At 72.4% G+C, this 15,777-nt stretch carries 12 protein-coding genes; 4 read left to right on the top strand and 8 right to left on the bottom strand.

The genetic code is table 11. From position 1 onward, the window contains the following. Nucleotides 1-64: 64 nt before the first annotated feature. Genes egtD through egtA form a run of 4 tightly spaced genes read right to left on the bottom strand, consistent with a single transcriptional unit; the run spans nt 65 to nt 4,441 of the window. Nucleotides 65-1,027, bottom strand: a complete 963-nt coding sequence (egtD, locus tag EKH77_RS27815) for an L-histidine N(alpha)-methyltransferase (RefSeq protein WP_126917012.1) — start codon at nt 1,025-1,027, stop codon at nt 65-67. Beyond that, nucleotides 1,024-1,824, bottom strand: a complete 801-nt coding sequence (gene egtC, locus EKH77_RS27820; RefSeq protein ID WP_126917013.1) for an ergothioneine biosynthesis protein EgtC — start codon at nt 1,822-1,824, stop codon at nt 1,024-1,026. Before egtC ends, egtD begins: the two co-directional genes overlap by 4 nt. Next, a complete protein-coding gene (gene egtB / locus EKH77_RS27825) occupies nt 1,824-3,155 on the bottom strand; it encodes an ergothioneine biosynthesis protein EgtB (protein ID WP_126917014.1) in 1,332 nt (443 codons plus the stop codon). Before egtB ends, egtC begins: the two co-directional genes overlap by 1 nt. Next, complete coding sequence (gene egtA, locus EKH77_RS27830) at nt 3,152-4,441, bottom strand: ergothioneine biosynthesis glutamate--cysteine ligase EgtA (RefSeq protein ID WP_397612070.1); 1,290 nt, start codon at nt 4,439-4,441, stop codon at nt 3,152-3,154. The genes egtB and egtA overlap by 4 nt, the downstream gene beginning before the upstream one ends. Nucleotides 4,442-4,629: 188 nt before the next feature. Between egtA and EKH77_RS27835 the strand changes: the two genes are divergently transcribed. After that, entirely contained in the window at nt 4,630-5,952 is a 1,323-nt protein-coding gene (locus EKH77_RS27835) for a cytochrome P450 (RefSeq protein WP_240667570.1), read from the top strand. Here the strand turns inward: EKH77_RS27835 and EKH77_RS27840 are convergent. Next, nucleotides 5,930-6,685 carry a DUF4239 domain-containing protein gene (locus EKH77_RS27840; RefSeq protein ID WP_126917016.1) on the bottom strand — a complete coding sequence of 252 codons (756 nt, stop codon included), beginning with the start codon at nt 6,683-6,685 and terminating at the stop codon, nt 5,930-5,932. The two genes, EKH77_RS27835 and EKH77_RS27840, sit on opposite strands and share 23 nt — an antisense overlap. Nucleotides 6,686-6,735: 50 nt before the next feature. Continuing rightward, nucleotides 6,736-7,362, bottom strand: a complete 627-nt coding sequence (locus tag EKH77_RS33420) for a hypothetical protein (protein WP_206279940.1) — start codon at nt 7,360-7,362, stop codon at nt 6,736-6,738. Nucleotides 7,363-7,574: 212 nt separating this feature from the next. Here EKH77_RS33420 and EKH77_RS27850 point away from each other — a divergent pair, with 212 nt between their 5' ends. Both EKH77_RS27850 and EKH77_RS27855 read left to right on the top strand, forming a co-directional pair. Next, complete coding sequence (locus tag EKH77_RS27850) at nt 7,575-11,378, top strand: ATP-binding protein (protein ID WP_126917017.1); 3,804 nt, start codon at nt 7,575-7,577, stop codon at nt 11,376-11,378. Between the two features lies 1 nt (nt 11,379). After that, nucleotides 11,380-12,468 carry a M14 family metallopeptidase gene (locus tag EKH77_RS27855; protein WP_126917018.1) on the top strand — a complete coding sequence of 363 codons (1,089 nt, stop codon included), beginning with the start codon at nt 11,380-11,382 and terminating at the stop codon, nt 12,466-12,468. Here the strand turns inward: EKH77_RS27855 and EKH77_RS27860 are convergent. Beyond that, nucleotides 12,443-13,195: a crotonase/enoyl-CoA hydratase family protein gene (locus EKH77_RS27860; RefSeq protein WP_126917019.1), complete on the bottom strand. Its 753-nt coding sequence runs from the start codon at nt 13,193-13,195 to the stop codon at nt 12,443-12,445. The genes EKH77_RS27855 and EKH77_RS27860 overlap by 26 nt on opposite strands. Further along, the gene (locus tag EKH77_RS27865) at nt 13,192-14,838 is read right to left on the bottom strand and encodes an acyl-CoA dehydrogenase family protein (protein WP_126917020.1); all 1,647 of its coding nucleotides are present in this window, start codon (nt 14,836-14,838) and stop codon (nt 13,192-13,194) included. The genes EKH77_RS27860 and EKH77_RS27865 overlap by 4 nt, the downstream gene beginning before the upstream one ends. Before the next feature lie 85 nt (nt 14,839-14,923). On the opposite strand from EKH77_RS27865, the gene EKH77_RS27870 reads away from it, so the two are divergent. Further along, nucleotides 14,924-15,727, top strand: a complete 804-nt coding sequence (locus EKH77_RS27870; protein WP_126917021.1) for a PaaX family transcriptional regulator C-terminal domain-containing protein — start codon at nt 14,924-14,926, stop codon at nt 15,725-15,727. The last annotated feature ends 50 nt before the right edge of the window (nt 15,728-15,777 follow it).

A 15,777-nucleotide genomic window follows, 5' to 3' on the forward strand; every position in this document is an offset into this window, starting at 1 on the left:
GCCGGTGCGATGAGATGGTGATCTCACCGCACCGGTCACCGGCCTCCCGTTTCGGCCCCTCTCGTCACACGGGTACCGCCAGTGACAGGGCGAAGCGTCCTTCCCGGTCCGTCCACCAGTGGGTGAGATCGAGGCCGGCCGCCGCCAGCTCCCTCCGCACGCCCTCCTGACGGAACTTCGCCGACACCTCCGTCCGCAGCTCCTCGCCCGGCTCGAAGGTGACCGCCAGGTCCAGCGCCTGGATCTTCGCCACCACCGGGCCCCGGGCGCGCAGCCGCATCTCGATCCACTCCCGCCGCGCGTCCCACAGGGCCACGTGGTCGAAGTCGTCGGGGTCGAAGTCGGCTTCGAGCTCGCGGTTGATGACGGTGAGGACGTTCTTGTTGAACGCGGCGGTCACCCCGCGCGCGTCGTCGTAGGCGGGCACCAGCACGCTCTCGTCCTTGACCAGATCGGTGCCCAGCAGCAGCGCGTCGCCCTCGGCGAGCCCCGCGCGGATGCCCGCGAGGAACACCGCCCGTTCCGGCGGCAGCAGATTGCCGATCGTGCCGCCGAGGAACGCGACCAGCCGCGGCCCCGGGGCGTCCGGGAGCGCGAGCCCGTACTGGAAGTCGGCGACCAGCGCGTGCACCGTCAGCGACGGATGCTCGGCCAGCAGCGTCTCCGCCGCCCCGGCCAGCGCGGACTCGCTGACGTCGACGGGGACGTACACCTCCAGCGACGACAGTCCGTCCAGGAGGTGCCGGGTCTTGTCCGAGGAGCCCGAACCGAGCTCGACGAGCGTACGGGCCCCGGTCGCGGCGGCGATCTCCCCGGCGCGGGCGATGAGGATCTCGCGTTCGGCACGCGTCGGGTAGTACTCCGGCAGCAGGGTGATCTCGTCGAACAGCTCACTGCCCCGGGCGTCGTAGAACCACTTCGGCGGGAGCTCCTTCGGTGAGCGGGTCAGTCCCTCGGAGACGTCCGCGCGCAGCGCGGCCGCCGTCGCGTCGAGGGGGAGGGTACGGGTGAGGACGAACGGACTCACTGAACGGGCTCCTTGCGCGGGGAATCCGGGAAGCGTGCGATGCCTGATGTGGGTGGGGTGAGAGAGGAGACGGCCACGCCGGTGCGGTCGGCCGTCAGCAGCGACCGGTCGGGGACCTCGCTCCAGCCCGGCGCGTCGTCGTACGGCTCGGAGGCCACGACCGTGCGCTCACCGGGCCCGGCGCGGTACCAGAGCGAATCGCCCCACGCCGTGGCGGCGACCTGTGCGCCGTCCGTGAGCAGCAGATTGAGCCGCGACCCGGGGGCGGCCCGCGCCAGCGCCGTGACCGTCCCGGCCAGCGCCCGCCCCAGCGGTTCGCCGCCCAGCAGCCGGTGCTCCACCAGCGCCCAGACGAACGCCGAGTCGCAGCGGGCGGTGAGCCGCAGCAACGCGCCCGGCGGCAGCAGCGGGACCAGTGCCTCCGCCGTGTCCGGCCAGCCGGCGACGGCCCCGTTGTGGCTGAACAGCCAAGGGCCGCCCGCGAAGGGCGCCGCGGCGGCCTCCCCGTCCCCGCCTGCGAACGTCGCGTCGCGCACGGCGGCGAGCAGCGCCCGGGTCCGTACCACCCGGGCTATGTCGGCGAACGACTCGTCGCCCCAGATCGGCCCGGCCCGCCGGTAGCGGGCGGGCAGCGGGTCGCCCGGCGCGTACCAGCCCACGCCGAAGCCGTCCGCGTTGACCGTCCCGTTCCGCTGGTGACGCGGCGCCCACGACTGGCGCACCAGTGAGTACGGCGGATCCGTCAGGCTTTCGGCGAGCGGGGCGTCGGGGCCCAGAACCGCGATGTGGCGGCACATCAGACGGGTTCCGCGTCGCGCGCCGTACGGAAGCCGGAGAAGATCTGCCGGCGTACAGGCAGGTCCCAGTTGCGGAACGTCCCCCGGCAGGCCACCGGGTCGACGGCGAAGGAACCGCCGCGCAGCACCTTCAGGCCGTCGCCGAAGAACACCTCGGAGTACTCCCGGTAGGGGAACGCCCGGAACCCCGGGTACGGCAGGAAGTCGCTCGCCGTCCACTCCCAGACGTCCCCGATCAGCTGCCGCACTCCCAGCGGGGACGCACCCCGCGCGTAGGCGCCCACGGGCGCCGGACGCAGATGGCGCTGGCCGAGGTTGGCGCGCTCGGGGGTGGGATCGTCATCGCCCCACGGATAGCGCCGGGAGCGCCCCGAGGCCGGGTCGTGACGGGCGGCCTTCTCCCACTCCGCCTCCGTGGGCAGCCGCCGCCCCGCCCACGCCGCGTAGGCCGCGGCCTCGTACCAGCTGACGTGCAGCACCGGCTCGTCGGCCGGTACGGGCTCGGTCACCCCGAACCGCCGTCGTACCCACGCGCCGCCCTCGCGCCGCCAGAACAGCGGGGCCGCCAGGGAATGGCGGCGCACCTGCTCCCAGCCCTCCGGACGCCACCAGCGCGGATCCGTGTAGCCGCCGTCCTCGATGAAGCGCAGATACGCGCCGTTGCTCACCGGCAGCGTGTCGATGAAGAACGACGCCACCAGCCGGGGGTGGGCCGGGCGCTCGTTGTCCAGCGCCCAGGGCTCCGTGGACGTGCCCATGGTGAACGGGCCGCCCTCCACCAGCACTTCCGCCGGCAGCAGGGCCGCGTCCGGCGCGGCGGGCGGCGGCTCGGGCGCCGTCAGCGCCGCCGGGCCGGCCCGCAGCTGATGCGTGATGAGCATCGTCTCGTCGTGCTGCTGCTCATGCTGCGCGATCATGCCGAAGGCGAAGCTGTCCGCCAGCAGCGGCCCGCCGCCCTCCACGGGCGCCCGCTCCAGCACGTCCAGCACCCTGCCGCGCACATCGGCCGCGTAGGCGTGGGCCTCGCGCGGGGGCAGCAGCGGCAGCGACGGCCGCTCCGCCCGGGGATGCTCGAAGGCGTCGTACACCGGGTCGAGCTCGGGCCGCAGCGCCTCCTGCCCGGCCACGGCCCGCAACAGCCACAGCTCCTCCTGATTGCCGATGTGGGCGAGATCCCACACCAGCGGGGACATCAGCGGGGAGTGCTGGGCGACGAGCTCCCGCTCGTCCACACAGGTCGTCAGCGCGCCGGTGCGCGCGCGAGCGGCGAGCAGGGCACTCACGGCCCGCTCCCGCAGGGCGGCCGGGCCGGACCCGGGGGCGGGCCTCACGACCCGCCCCCCTGCCGTGCCCCCACCAGATCCAGCAGATCGTCGGCGGGGCAACGGCCCCGTTCCACATACCGGCCGGTGAACTCCTCGACGGCGTCGAGCACCCGGGGCGGCGCCCCCAGCCGGGGCAGCGCCTCCCGCGCGGCCGCGAAACAGGCCACCGCCGCCGCGTGGAGCTCCGGGTCGGCCAGCCCGTGCCGGGCCGCCCGCCGCCACAGCGCGTTCCTCGGCGGCGGCTCCCGGCCCGGGACGTCACCCAGCCCCTTGACCGCCCGGTAGGCGGTCTCCGCCGCCGACGGGTCGTCGAACAGCGCCGCCGTGACCGCCAGCGGAACCACCCAGCCGTCCTCGCCCCGCTGCGCGTCGATCATCCGCAGCTCCAGGTGGCCCCGGGGCCTTATGGGCGGGAACAGCGTGGTCAGGTGGTACGCCACATCGTCGGCCGTGGCCTGCCGGGGATGCCCGGTACGCGTCCACTGCCGCAGCGGCAGCGCCTGCTGCACGGCCCACGGCTCGTCCTCGGACCGGACGAACATCACCTTCGCGTCCAGCGCGTACGCCGCCCAGGCCGCCCGCGGATCGTGCCAGTCCGGCGGGGCCACCGTCCGCCCCGGGTCCATCCGCGCGTAGCAGGCCTGCCGGCTCGACCGCCAGCCGGACGGACGGCCGTGCAGCAGCGGCGAGTTGGCGAACGCCGCCGACAGCACCGCGCCCAGCAGATGGGCCAGCCGCCAGCGCCGCAGATACCCCAGCGGCCCCGGCCCCTCGTACCCGGCGTCCACACAGACCTGCACCGACGCCGTGCGGCACATGACATTGCGCCCGGCGCCGTTGATGCGGTCGTAGTAGACCTCCATCGCGTTGTAGCGAGGGGTGCTGCGGACCCTCGGGGGCTCGCCCCACGGCTCCTTGCCGTACCCGGCCAGCGTCAGGCCCAGATCGCGCAGCTCCGCGCGGGCGAGGGAGAGATCGGCGGAGACGTCCGCGACACAGGCGGCGAGGGACTCCGCGGGCTGGGAGCTGAACTCCAGCTGGCCGCCCGGTTCGACCGTGAACAGCGACCTCAGCGGCAGTGCGCCCACCCGGTCGGCGGCCTCCGCCAGCCGGTGCGGCGCGACGGGGCGGGTGGGGTCGTGCAGATCATGGACGAGCCATTCCAGTTCGACACCGAGAAGGCGGGGCGGTCCGGTCTTGAATGAGATGCCGCGCACATACGCGTCGGCTTCCGATTCACCGACCGGCCGGGTGAGGCCTTCCCTGTCAGCAAAGCAGTCGGTCACGCTCACTACCTCCCGTCCGTTGCTCAGTACCCCCAAAACGGCGGCACCAGTCGACGCGCGGGGAACCTAGCCACGAACCGGTCATTCCGGGGGCCCGACCGGGCCCTGACCGGCGGCGCGCGGGGCCGGGAGCATCCGGACAATTGTCCGCTCCCCTTGACGGGCCCGCCAGCCGGCGACGTACGGTCCGGCCCGTGAGCGCACACCAGACGCACCCCGGCGCGCCCGCCGGCCCCGCCGCAGTGTTCGACCCGGCCACCTACGCCCACGGCGTCCCCCACGCCCTCTTCCGGGAACTGCGCGACCACGCCCCCGTCTGCCGGGTGCCCGAGACGGCCGTCGGGCCGTGGCCGGCGGGACCCGGCTACTGGGCCGTCTTCCGGCACGCCGACGTCAAACACGTGCTGCGCGACGCCGGGACGTTCTCCTCGCACCTGGGCGCCACCCAGATCCGCGACCCGGACACGGCGGGCGACCTCGCCTTCGTCCGGGCCATGATGCTCAACCAGGACCCGCCCGCCCACCTCCGGCTGCGCCGCATCGTCGCCGCCGCCTTCACCCCGCGCGCGACCCGGGAGCTGGAGACCGCCATCGAGGCCCGGGCCCGCGCCCTCGTCGAGGACGTCGCCGGCCGGGGCGAGGCCGACTACGTGGAGCTCGCCGCCGACCTGCCGACCTGGACCCTCGCCCGCATCCTCGGCGTCCCCGAGGAGGACCGGCGGCTGCTCCAGGACTGGGCCGACCGGATCATCGGCTACCAGGACGCCGACCACGCCGGCGCCGCCACCGCCGACCCCGCCACCCTCAGCCCCCTCGGCCGGGCCGCCCTCGCCCACCGGCCCGCCTCGCTCCTCAAACCCGACGGCACGCCGCTGAACCCGCGCTCGCCCGAGGCGCTCACGGACATGTTCGCCTACGCCCACGCGCTCGCCGACGCGCCCCGGCCCGGCAGCGTCATGGCCCGGATGCGCGAGGGCGGTCTCACCGGCGCCGAGTTCGAAACCATGTTCTTCCTCTTCGCCGTCGCCGGGAACGAGACCCTCCGCAACGGCATCCCGGGCGGACTCCACTCGCTCCTGTACCACCCCGAGCAGTACGAGGCGTTACGTCGCCGCCCCGAGCTGACCGGCTCGGCCGTCGAGGAGGTGCTGCGGTACTGGCCGCCGGTGCTGGACTTCCGCCGCACCGCCACCCGTGACACCGAGCTCGGCGGGCAGCGCGTCCGGCGCGGCGAGAAGGTCGTCGTCTACCACGCCTCCGCCAACCGCGACGAGCGCGTCTTCCCCGACCCCGACCGCTTCGACATCACCCGCACCCCCAACGACCACGTCAGCTTCGGCTTCGGCCCGCACTTCTGCCTGGGCGCCCACCTGGCCCGCGCCCAGATCCGGGCCATGCTGCGGGCGACACTGGACCGGCTGCCCGGCCTCGAACGGGCGGGCGAACCGGTCCGGCTGACGTCCAACTTCCAGAACGGCCTCAAGCACCTGCCCGTCAGATGGAGAACAGATCGCTGAACGGGCCCGCCGTGTCGGACACGGCATGGCCGAAGGGGGTGTTGAAGTCCCAGATGAGGAAGAGGAGGAAGGCGATCAGCGCGCTGTAGAGCCCGGCGAGCAGCAACTCGCGCGGCGACCGCCGGATCTGCAGCGTGAAGATCAGGCCCACCGCCACCAGCGCCCCCGCGATCAGCCCGAACCAGACCACGCCCGGCATCGTCGGCCCGGCGTTCGCCGCCCGCGTGTTGCGCGCGGCGTCGGCCGCGCCGATCTGGTCGAGCAACGGCTGGTACGACTGGGCCTCGTGGTCGTCGCGCGGCTGGTACGAGGTGAGGTCGGTGCGCACCTTCTCGAGCAGCTCGGCGCCCTTGTCGTTGAGCTCGCCCGTCCTGAGCATCGACGGCCACTCCGTCTTGACCGTGTAGCTCACATAGGAGTTCACGTCGGCGCGCACCTGCTCACGGGCGGCCGGGGAGTACGCCTGGACCCGCTCGCTCACCTCGTGCAGGGCCTGTGCCTCGGCCCGGGCGGTGTCCTGCGCGCCGTTGTGCGCCTCCCAGACACCGGCGATGGCCAGACCCAGCACGATGGCGTAGACCACCCCGACCATCATGGTCATGTACTCGATGACGTCGGGGGTCTCGTGCGGGTTGTCGTCCGCACTGATCCGGCGCTGCTTCAGGACGGTGATCGACAGGACGACCGCGCACGCGGCGGCCATGGCGAGGGCCAGCATCAGCCACTCGGACAAGGGATACCTCCAAGGAGGGTCGGCGGGGTCGGCGGGGCGGAACCGGGTGGTCAGCTGCCGCCGCCCGCGGCGCCACCACCGCCGCCGCTGCCGCGCGGGCGCAGCAGGGCGGCGGCGAGCACGGCGGGGGCGGTGATCACCAGCGTGAGCGTGACGAGCGAAGCCCCGTTCTTGGCCGGCTTGGTGACGGCCTGGTGGTACGGCCGGCGCACGACGTGCCGCGCCGACGCGGGCGCGCGCGGCGGTGGGGGCGCGGGCGCGGGGCGGGCCGGGGGAGCAGGGGCCGGTGGCGGGGGCTCCTTGCCCGGCGGCTGCTCGGGCGTCACGAGCGGGGCGGGCGGCGGTGCGGGCGCCGCCTTGAGCGGGAGCGGCGGGGTGGGCGAGGGGGATGGCGGCGGGGGCTCCTTGACCGGCGGCGGTGGTGGTGCCGGGGTCGCCGGGCAGAGGGCGGCGAAGGCCATGGTCAGGGTGGATTCGGCACGGGCGATCAGGCATTCGGGCCCGGCGTGCACGAAGGTTTCGCCGGTCCGGGACTCGACGAGGTCGTCGGTGACGACGATCCCGCTCGCGGGCCCCGCGGCGTCGGGCGGCTCCGGGAGCACCCCGGCCCCCACCGTCGCGAAGGCGACCGCCAGGGTCGCGCATCCGGTCCGTGCCGTTCGGCGCCATGCATTCACGACGGGGATCTTGCGGGGGCGGTGGCCCGAATTTCCACCTGTCCGGCCGAATTACTCCGAAGGGGTGAAATTCCGGCTCGCGGGCGTGAAGAACGGGCGCTCCGGTCGTTGCGGCGCCCGGGATTCGACAGCGACGGAGGCCCAGCGCACGATGGAAGGGACGGAGGGAAGGCACGGAGGGTTCAGGGCCGATCGGCAAGGGCTGAGGCACCATGAACTACGCCATCAGACATCCCAAGGGAAAAGTCGCACCGCCCAGCAGGCCGCCCCTGGTCCGTGTCCGGCGCGGGCTGTGCCGCGGGGCCGGCGCCGTCGAGCGGTTCGTCCGAAGACTGCGGGTCCGCATGGCGGCGCGCAGCATGGTGGCGCCGGCCCGGCGGTGGTGGGCGAAGCCGTCGTTGAAGACGTGCGTGCAGCGTCTCTCCTACCTCGGCTGTCTGCTTCTCCTGGGCTGGGTCGGCGAAGGCGCGTACGGAATGATCACCCACCGTCCGTCACCCATGCAGAGATTCTGCGAGCAGGGCAAGAGCAACGGCTGCATGGTGGTGTACGGCTTCATGGCGCCGTTCCTGAGCATCGGACTGGCGACCTGCGTCTTTCTGGCCGTCCAGTACGTCCTGGTGCGCAGACCGCTGAACAAGACGGCCAAGAAGGACGCCCGTCGGCTGGTCCCGACGGCCGGTCCGACGATGGAGGACGTGGTCGGGCGGAAAGAGGTGTGCCTCATCATCGCGCGGGCACTGCGCGACCGGCGCACCAGACGGCCCTACCTGCTGGTCGGCGGTGTGGGCACGGGAAAGACGTCCGTGCTCGTCCAGCTCACGGAGCTGCTGGCCAGGAAAGGGGCCACCCCCGTGCCGGTACGGCTGCGGGACGCCGAACTGGACGGGGCAAGGCTGGACTTCCACGAGATGGGCATGAAGCGCTTCGCCGAGTTGGTGGACCGCGGTGTGCTGTCCAGCCACCAGAGCGAGCGGGTGTGGCGGCAACTGTGCATCGACGACAAAGTGGTGATCCTGGCCGACGGCCTCGAGGAGACCTTCGCCGAAGGGGACGAGCAGAAGGAACGGGACATCCAGATCCGGCACGCGATCGAGCGGGCACGGCGCCAGAAACTCCCCCTCGTCATCGCCTCCAGACCGCACTCACCACTGGAGAACACCCAGGCGGCGATCATCGATCTGGAGCCGCTCAGCGAGGAGGCGGCGCTGGAGTATCTGGAGAAGGACAGCGTCGCCCCGGACGACCACCGGCTGGACTGGATCGTCGAAACGGCGTGCGTGGCGGAATCCCCCTTGTACCTGCAGATCGCACGGCAGCTACGGGACAATCACCTGCTCGACCACCTGGGCGGAGCCAAGGGTTCGGAGAAACTGGACACCCGTGACACCGACCGCGTGGGTTTGCGGCTGCAGTTGCTGGAGACCTGGCGGAGCGCTCTGAGCGCGGGGCATATCCGGGGCAATATCGCGCTGTCCTCCGAGGACCGTGAGACCACCATCGAGGTCGTTTCCGCGCTGGCCGGCATAGGGCTGCTGCGGGACCGGCTGGAAGTCAGGTTCGACGAACTGATCGGGAAGGACAACGACGCGGAGTCGAGATTCCCGGGGATCTGGGAGCGGCTCTCGGAGAGGCTGGGAGTACGTTGTCCGGTGCGCGGGGACATGCGCCAGTGCCGGGTGCTCCTGGCCCTGTGCGCCACGCAGGGCGAACAACTCGGCCTGGTGGAGGCGCACGGCAATCGGGTCCGCTTCCCGCACAGCATCGTCCAGGCGTATCTCGGTGCCGGGTATTTCGACGTCTCCTGCCGCGATTTCTTCTCCAAGGCGCTCGAAGAGCCGGGGCCGGGCCGTGAACTGCTCATCGGGCTCGTCCTCAGGTCCCGGGCGGGCCCGCACGTTTCCCGGTGGGGACACGTCGACTGGCAGGACGTCGTCCGGCGGCTGCTCCACGCGGCCGAGGGCCGCACGGATCCCAAGGCGCTGGAGATGTACACCGCCGCCCTCGAAATCGATCAGGTCCGGAAAGGCGCCGAACTCCAGGCCATCGCGGGGTCCGTCCTCCGGCGCTGGAAGTGGATCAGGTCGGGCGACCCGAGGACCATCGAGGGGGCGAAGCTCACGCTGGTGCACCGGTTCGGCGAGGTCCTCCGGGCGATCGCCGGGGCCGGATCCGGCGAGGACATCGCCGACCGGGTCCGGAACGGCTACGGCGTCCTGTTCTCCATCGCTACCGTCGAGCCCTCGTACCCCATCAGGCTGGCCATCGCACAGGAGATGGGCGCGGGGGGCGATCTGGCCTTCGACGCCCTGCGCGATATGTTCCCGCTGCCGCCCAAGGAGGAGATGTCCCGGGAGGACGACCCCTGGGTGCAGTACGGGAGGGAGACCCGGGACGAGTCGTACGTGGAACACCGGACCCGGGAGTTCTATCTCCGGCAGATGGCGGGCAACGATCAAGTCCGTCAGCAGTACGCGAAATTCGAGAAGGACAGCGTCGAGCGCCGGGCCGAGATCTGGCGGAAGTTCGTCATGCGGGCCTGGCTGGTGCCCCTGATGACCGAATCCGTCGGGGAAGCGCACAGAAGTCAGGCGAAGGAGCGGGTCCGGCTCTGGCTCGGCCATCTGGAGCCGGAGCACACCCACTCGCACCAGGCGGACCTGCCGCTCTCCCTGGAGATCGCCCTGGCACAGGGCTTCAAGAGCGCCGCCAACCGGCGGAAGCTGCACCCGCACGTGAACGAGGAGGCCCGGGATTTCCTCATCGCGCAGGCGGAGGGCATGCTCGCCCACGCGCGTTCCTGGTTCGCACAGCTGATACTCATCCAGGCGCTGTGTCTGTGGGAGCTCCCGGACAGCTCGACGAGAAGCGGAACGGGGAAGCCCGGCCGTACCCACGCGTCGGCGAAAGCCGATCCGGTCCAGGCGGTGCGGCGCTGGCTGGAGATGGCGGGCACCAAGCAGGACCCGCAGGGCCGGAACCAGGACGAGGTCCGGCCCCCCAGAGGAGACCGGCTGCATCCCTTCGTCGCCGAAGCGGCGAACCTGGCGGTGCTCGCCCTGCAGAGCGGTCACCCCGAGCGGTTCGTCTGGATCGACGAGATGGGGACGGTCGGCAACATCGGATCCTCACCCGCCGAACCCGGCGCCTACCGCAAGCACAGCCTCTGGATTCCGCCGTCGGCGGGATGGACCACCCTGCACCCCCGTGCGCAGCAATTGCTCGCCGACGTCATCGTTCTCCTCAACCTCACGGAGCGCGACAAGGAGAACGTGGACGAGCTGGAAGCGCGCCTCAAGCGCGCGAACAGGTCCGCACTGCCGCCCTGCCTCACCAAGGACCGCCGGCCGCTGGACCCCAAGCGAACCGTCGGCATGGCCGAGAGCGCGCCACCGGGCAGCGCCTGCCTGCGTGACTGCCCCTTCGAGCTGTGCCCCTACCCCGCCATGGGCTCCCTGCCGCGCGCGGAGGTGCGCGAGACGTTCTGCCGGCAGCAACAGGCGCTCCTGCGCCCGTACCGCCGGCTGAGCTATGCGAATCCCCTGTCCTGGGTGCGACGCAAACGAGCGCCCTGGCAGGGCATGACGTGCAAGGAACTGCGGGGATTCTGGGAGGCCATGGCGGCCAGATCCCGGACACCTTCGAGCAGTACGTTCTCCCTGCAACGCAAAGGAGCCGACATGGCTGACCGGGAAAGGACGCTCCACGTACGCGTGACGGCGACGGACGACAAGACGCTGCACACCACGCTCCGGGAGGAGCGGCCGGACATCGGTGGCGGCCCGTGCCGCACCGCCGGCCCCGGGGACGAGGTGAGCATCGAGGCATATGTCACCGAGCGCAAGGCCCTGGAGATCGACGGGCGTGACGGCGTCACCGTGCACGTCCTGAAGGACGCGACTGCCACCGGCCGGGCCCGGCAGGCAGAAGTGGGCACCGGAAACCGCTTCGCGGCCCCCGACGCGGTTCCGCACGGGCTCGGGGAGAAGACGAAGGACGAGAGGCGGGAGCGTTGAGATGACGTACCTCAACATCGCCGAAGTCGACTCGGCGGCGGTGAACCTGTCACACGCCTACTCCGATCTCTGCGAACTCGTCGAGCTTCCCGAGACGTCGATCGAGGGAGTCGCCTGCCACGCGCTGCGCGTGGGCGCGCCATCCGCCAATGGCCGTGACTGTGTCGTGCTCATCGGGGGAGTCCACGCCCGGGAGTGGGGAAGCTGCGAGATCCTCGTCGATTTCGCCGCCGATCTGCTGGAGGCGTACAAGTCCGGATCCGGTCTCCGCTACGGCCACAAAAGCTTCACCGCCGACGAGGTGCGTTCGCTGCTGGACAACGTGAACATCGTCGTCTTCCCCCTCGTCAATCCGGACGGCCGCCGGTACAGCCAGACCGTCGAGGCGATGTGGCGCAAGAACCGCAACCCGGCCCACGCGCCCGCCGGTCATGACGGCGACTGCGTGGGCGTCGACATCAACCGCAATTACGACTTCCTGTTCGACGCCGCCAAGGCGTTCGCGCCCACGGCGGGCGTACGCGTGTCGAGCGATCCGTGCGACCCGCAGGTCTACCAGGGGCCTTACGCGTTCTCCGAGCCCGAGACCCGGAACGTCCGATGGCTCCTGGAAGAGAGATTCCCGCACACGCGCTGGTTCGTGGACGTTCACAGCTATTCCGAGGACATGCTCTACGTATGGGGTGACGACGAGGACCAGTCCAAGGACGGTTCCATGGATTTCCGCAACCCCGACTACGACGGACGCCGGGGCCTGGCCGGCGACACCGACTATCGCGAATACATCCCCAAGGACGACTTCGACACCGCGACCGCGCTCGCGCGGAGCTTCAGCGACGCGCTCCACGACGTACGGGGCACCACGTACACCCCGAAGTCGGGCTTCGATCTCTACCCGACCTGCGGGACCAGTGACGACTACGCGTTCTCCCGGCACATCACCGACGACAAGAAGGAGAAGACCTTCGCCTACACCATCGAATGGGGCAAGGAATTCCAGCCGCCGTGGGCCGACATGGAGGAAGTCATCAAGGACGTGAGCGCGGGTCTCCTGCAGTTCTGCCTCAGCGCCGCCGTCCTCCCTCGGTGAAGCGGGCCACCCCCTCCGCCGCCTCCGGCAACGCCCCCATTCCGTAGCTGAGTTCCACGCCCAGCGCCCGCCCCTCGTCCAGCCCCTCCTGGTCGAGGAGCGACGCCCGGTCGCTCCGCAGACAGGTCTGCGGGAAACGGGCGATCTCCGCCGCCAGGTCCTCCGCAGCCGCGCGGGAGGTCCCGGGCGGCACCAGGCGGTTGACGAGCCCCATGGCGTGGGCTTCGACGGCCGGGACCGGGCGGCCGGTGAGGATCAGGTCCATGGCCCGGGAGGCGCCGATCAGGCGGGGCAGCCGGACCGTGCCGCCGTCGATCAGGGGCACGCCCCAGCGGCGGCAGAGGACGCCGAGGACGGCGTCCTCCTCCGCCACCCGCAGATCGCACCAGAGCGCGAGCTCCAGGCCACCTGCGACGGCGTGCCCGGCTATCGCGGCGATCACCGGTTTGGTCAGCCGCAGCCGGGTGGGGCCCATCGGCCCGTCGCCGTCGGGCGCCACGCGGTTGGCGCGGGCGGTGCCGAAGGCCTTGAGGTCGGCGCCCGCGCAGAACGCGCCGCCCTCGCCCCACAGCACCGCGACGCGCGCCGCCGGGTCCGCGTCGAACGCCCGGAAGGCGTCGGCCAGGGCGGCGGCCGTCGGGCCGTCCACGGCGTTGCGGACCTCCGGGCGGGAGAGGACGATGGTGGTCACCGGGCCCCGGCGCTCGGTCCGTACAGCTGTCGTCACGGGATGTCCTTGAGCCGGGCGCGTTCGAGGATCTGCCCCAGGTCCGTGCCGGTCGGCAGGGTGCCGAAGGCGTGGCCCCACTCGCCGCCGAGCCGCGAGGCGCAGAACGCGTCGGCGACGGCCGGGGTGCTGTGGCGGACCAGCAGGCTGCCCTGGAGGACGAGCGTGAACTGCTCGGCGACGCGGCGGGCGAGGAGCTGGGCGCGGTGCGGGTCGGAGAGCTCGCCGAGCAGGGCGCGCAGGCGGGCCACGGCGGCGTCCAGCCGGGAGTCGGCGCCGGAGGCCGCTTCGACCTCCGTGAAGTAGGCGTCCAGCGAGTCGGGTTCCCGGGTCAGTGCCCGCAGCACGTCGAGCGCCGCCACATTGCCCGAGCCCTCCCAGATGGACAGCAGCGGCGCCTCCCGGTAGAGCCGGGGCATGCCGGACTCCTCGACGTAGCCGTTGCCGCCCAGGCACTCCAGGGCCTCGGCGGCGTGGGCGCTGCCGCGCTTGCACACCCAGTACTTGCCGGCGGCCAGCGCGAGCCGGCGCAGCGCGCCCTCCCGGGCGTCGCCCGCCTCGGAGCGGTCGAGCGCCGCCGCGAGCCGCAGGGCCAGCGTCGTCGCCGCCTCGGACTCGACGGCGAGGTCGGCCAGGACGTTGCGCATCAGCGGCTGGTCGATCAGCTCCGCGCCGAACGCCCGCCGGTGCGCGGTGTGGTGGAGCGCTTCCCGCAGCCCGGCGCGCATCCCGGCGGCCGAGCCGGTCACGCAGTCGAGACGGGTCATGTTGACCATCTCGACGATCGTGCGCACCCCGCGCCCGGGTTCGCCCACGGGCCAGGCCAGCGCCTGCTCGTACTCGATCTCCGCCGAGGCGTTGGAACGGTTCCCGAGCTTGTCCTTCAGCCGCTGGAGCCGCATCGTGTTGCGGGTGCCGTCGGGCAGGACGCGCGGCATCAGGAAGCAGGTCAGGCCCTCGTCTGTCTGCGCCAGCATCAGGAAGACATCGCTCATCGGCGCCGACGTGAACCACTTGTGGCCCGTGACCGCGTACGAGCCGTCGCCCGTGGGCACGGCCCGGGTGGTATTGGCGCGGACGTCCGAGCCGCCCTGCTTCTCCGTCATCGACATGCCCGCGATCAGGCCGCGCTTGCCGAGCGGCGGGCGCAGCCCGAAGTCGTACGCCCGAGAGGCCAGCAGCGGCTCGTAGACGGCGGCCAGCTCCGGCTGGGCGCGCAGGGCGGGCACGGCGGCGTAGGTCATCGAGACGGGACAGCCGTGCCCGGCCTCGGCCTGCGCCCAGGCGTAGAACTTCGCCGTGCGCACCAGGTGCGCGCCGGGCCGGGCGTCGGTCCAGGGCGCGGCGTGCTGGCCGCTCCCGACGGCGGCGGCCATCAGCTGGTGCCACGCGGGGTGGAACTCGACCTCGTCGATCCGGTGGCCGTAGCGGTCGTGGGTGCGCAGGACCGGTGGGCTCGCCTCGGCCATCCGGGCCCACTCCCGCACCTCCGCCGAACCGGCCCGCGCCCCCAGCTCCCGGACCTCGGCCTCGCCCCAGCCGCCGCCGTCCCGGCGCAGGGCCTCCAGCAGCGCGGGCTCGTCGGCGGTGGAGAAGCCGGTGAGGGGCGGGGCCTGGTTGAACACGTCGTGCGTGGCGCTCACGGCGACCTCCGGGGGCACGGTCCGAATGGCATTACACTTTTATGATGCGTGATGCGAGGCTGTAATGGATAGGGTTTCGTCAGCCATGGACGCCACCGATTCCACTGATTCCGTCGATTCCGTCGATTCCGTCGATTCCGCCGGTTCCCTCGCCCTGCGGCCGCTGACCGCGCGCTCGGTCGTGCTCTCGACGCTCCTGGGCCACCACCCGCCCGCCCTCCCCGCCCGCGCCCTCGTCCGCGTCGGCGAGCTCTTCGGCACCGCCGAGGGCACTGTGCGCACCGCCCTGACCCGGATGGTCGCCGGCGGGGACCTGGAGCAGCGCGACGGCACGTACCGGCTCACCGAGCGGCTGCTCGACCGCCAGGCCCGGCAGGACGACAGCCGCGCGCCCCGCACCCGCGCCTGGTCCGGCGGCTGGGAGATCGCCGTCGTCACCGCCGAGCGGCGCCCCGCCCCCGAGCGCGCCGCCCTGCGGCAGGCGATGGCCGCGCTGCGCCTGGCCGAGCTGCGCGAGGGGTGCTGGACGCGGCCCGCCAACCTCGTCCGCGACCCGGCGTGGCCGCCCGTCGTGGCCGGGCAGTGCGCGCTGTTCACCGGGGCGCCCGAAGAGGACCCGGCCGCCCTCGCCGCCGGCCTGTGGGACCTGACCGGCTGGGCCCGCCGCGCCCGCGCCCTGGAAGCCGCCCTGGAGGCGCTGCCGGGCGGGCCGGACCGCCTCGCCGAGCGGTTCACGGTCTCGGCGGCGGTGCTCCGGCACCTGCTGGCCGACCCGGTACTGCCCGCGCCCCTGCTGCCCGCCGACTGGCCGGGCGAGCGGTTGCGCGAGCGCTACGAGGACTTCGACCGGGACTTCCGTACCTTGCTGCTGCGGCACATCGGGGTGTAAGTGACGGGGGTCGCTTTATGAGAAGTCGGTGACAGTTCCGGCGGGAGCGA

The sequence above is a fragment of the Streptomyces luteoverticillatus genome (assembly GCF_003970715.1).
Lineage (GTDB): Bacteria > Actinomycetota > Actinomycetes > Streptomycetales > Streptomycetaceae > Streptomyces > Streptomyces abikoensis.

Bases quoted from the DNA above. Each gene is read 5' to 3' on its own strand.
- egtC (WP_126917013.1), bottom strand. From the start codon at position 1,824: ATGTGCCGCCACATCGCGGTTCTGGGCCCCGACGCCCCGCTCGCCGAA.
- EKH77_RS27850 (WP_126917017.1), top strand. From the start codon at position 7,575: ATGAACTACGCCATCAGACATCCCAAGGGAAAAGTCGCACCGCCCAGC.
- EKH77_RS27855 (WP_126917018.1), top strand. From the start codon at position 11,380: ATGACGTACCTCAACATCGCCGAAGTCGACTCGGCGGCGGTGAACCTG.
- EKH77_RS27870 (WP_126917021.1), top strand. From the start codon at position 14,924: ATGGACGCCACCGATTCCACTGATTCCGTCGATTCCGTCGATTCCGTC.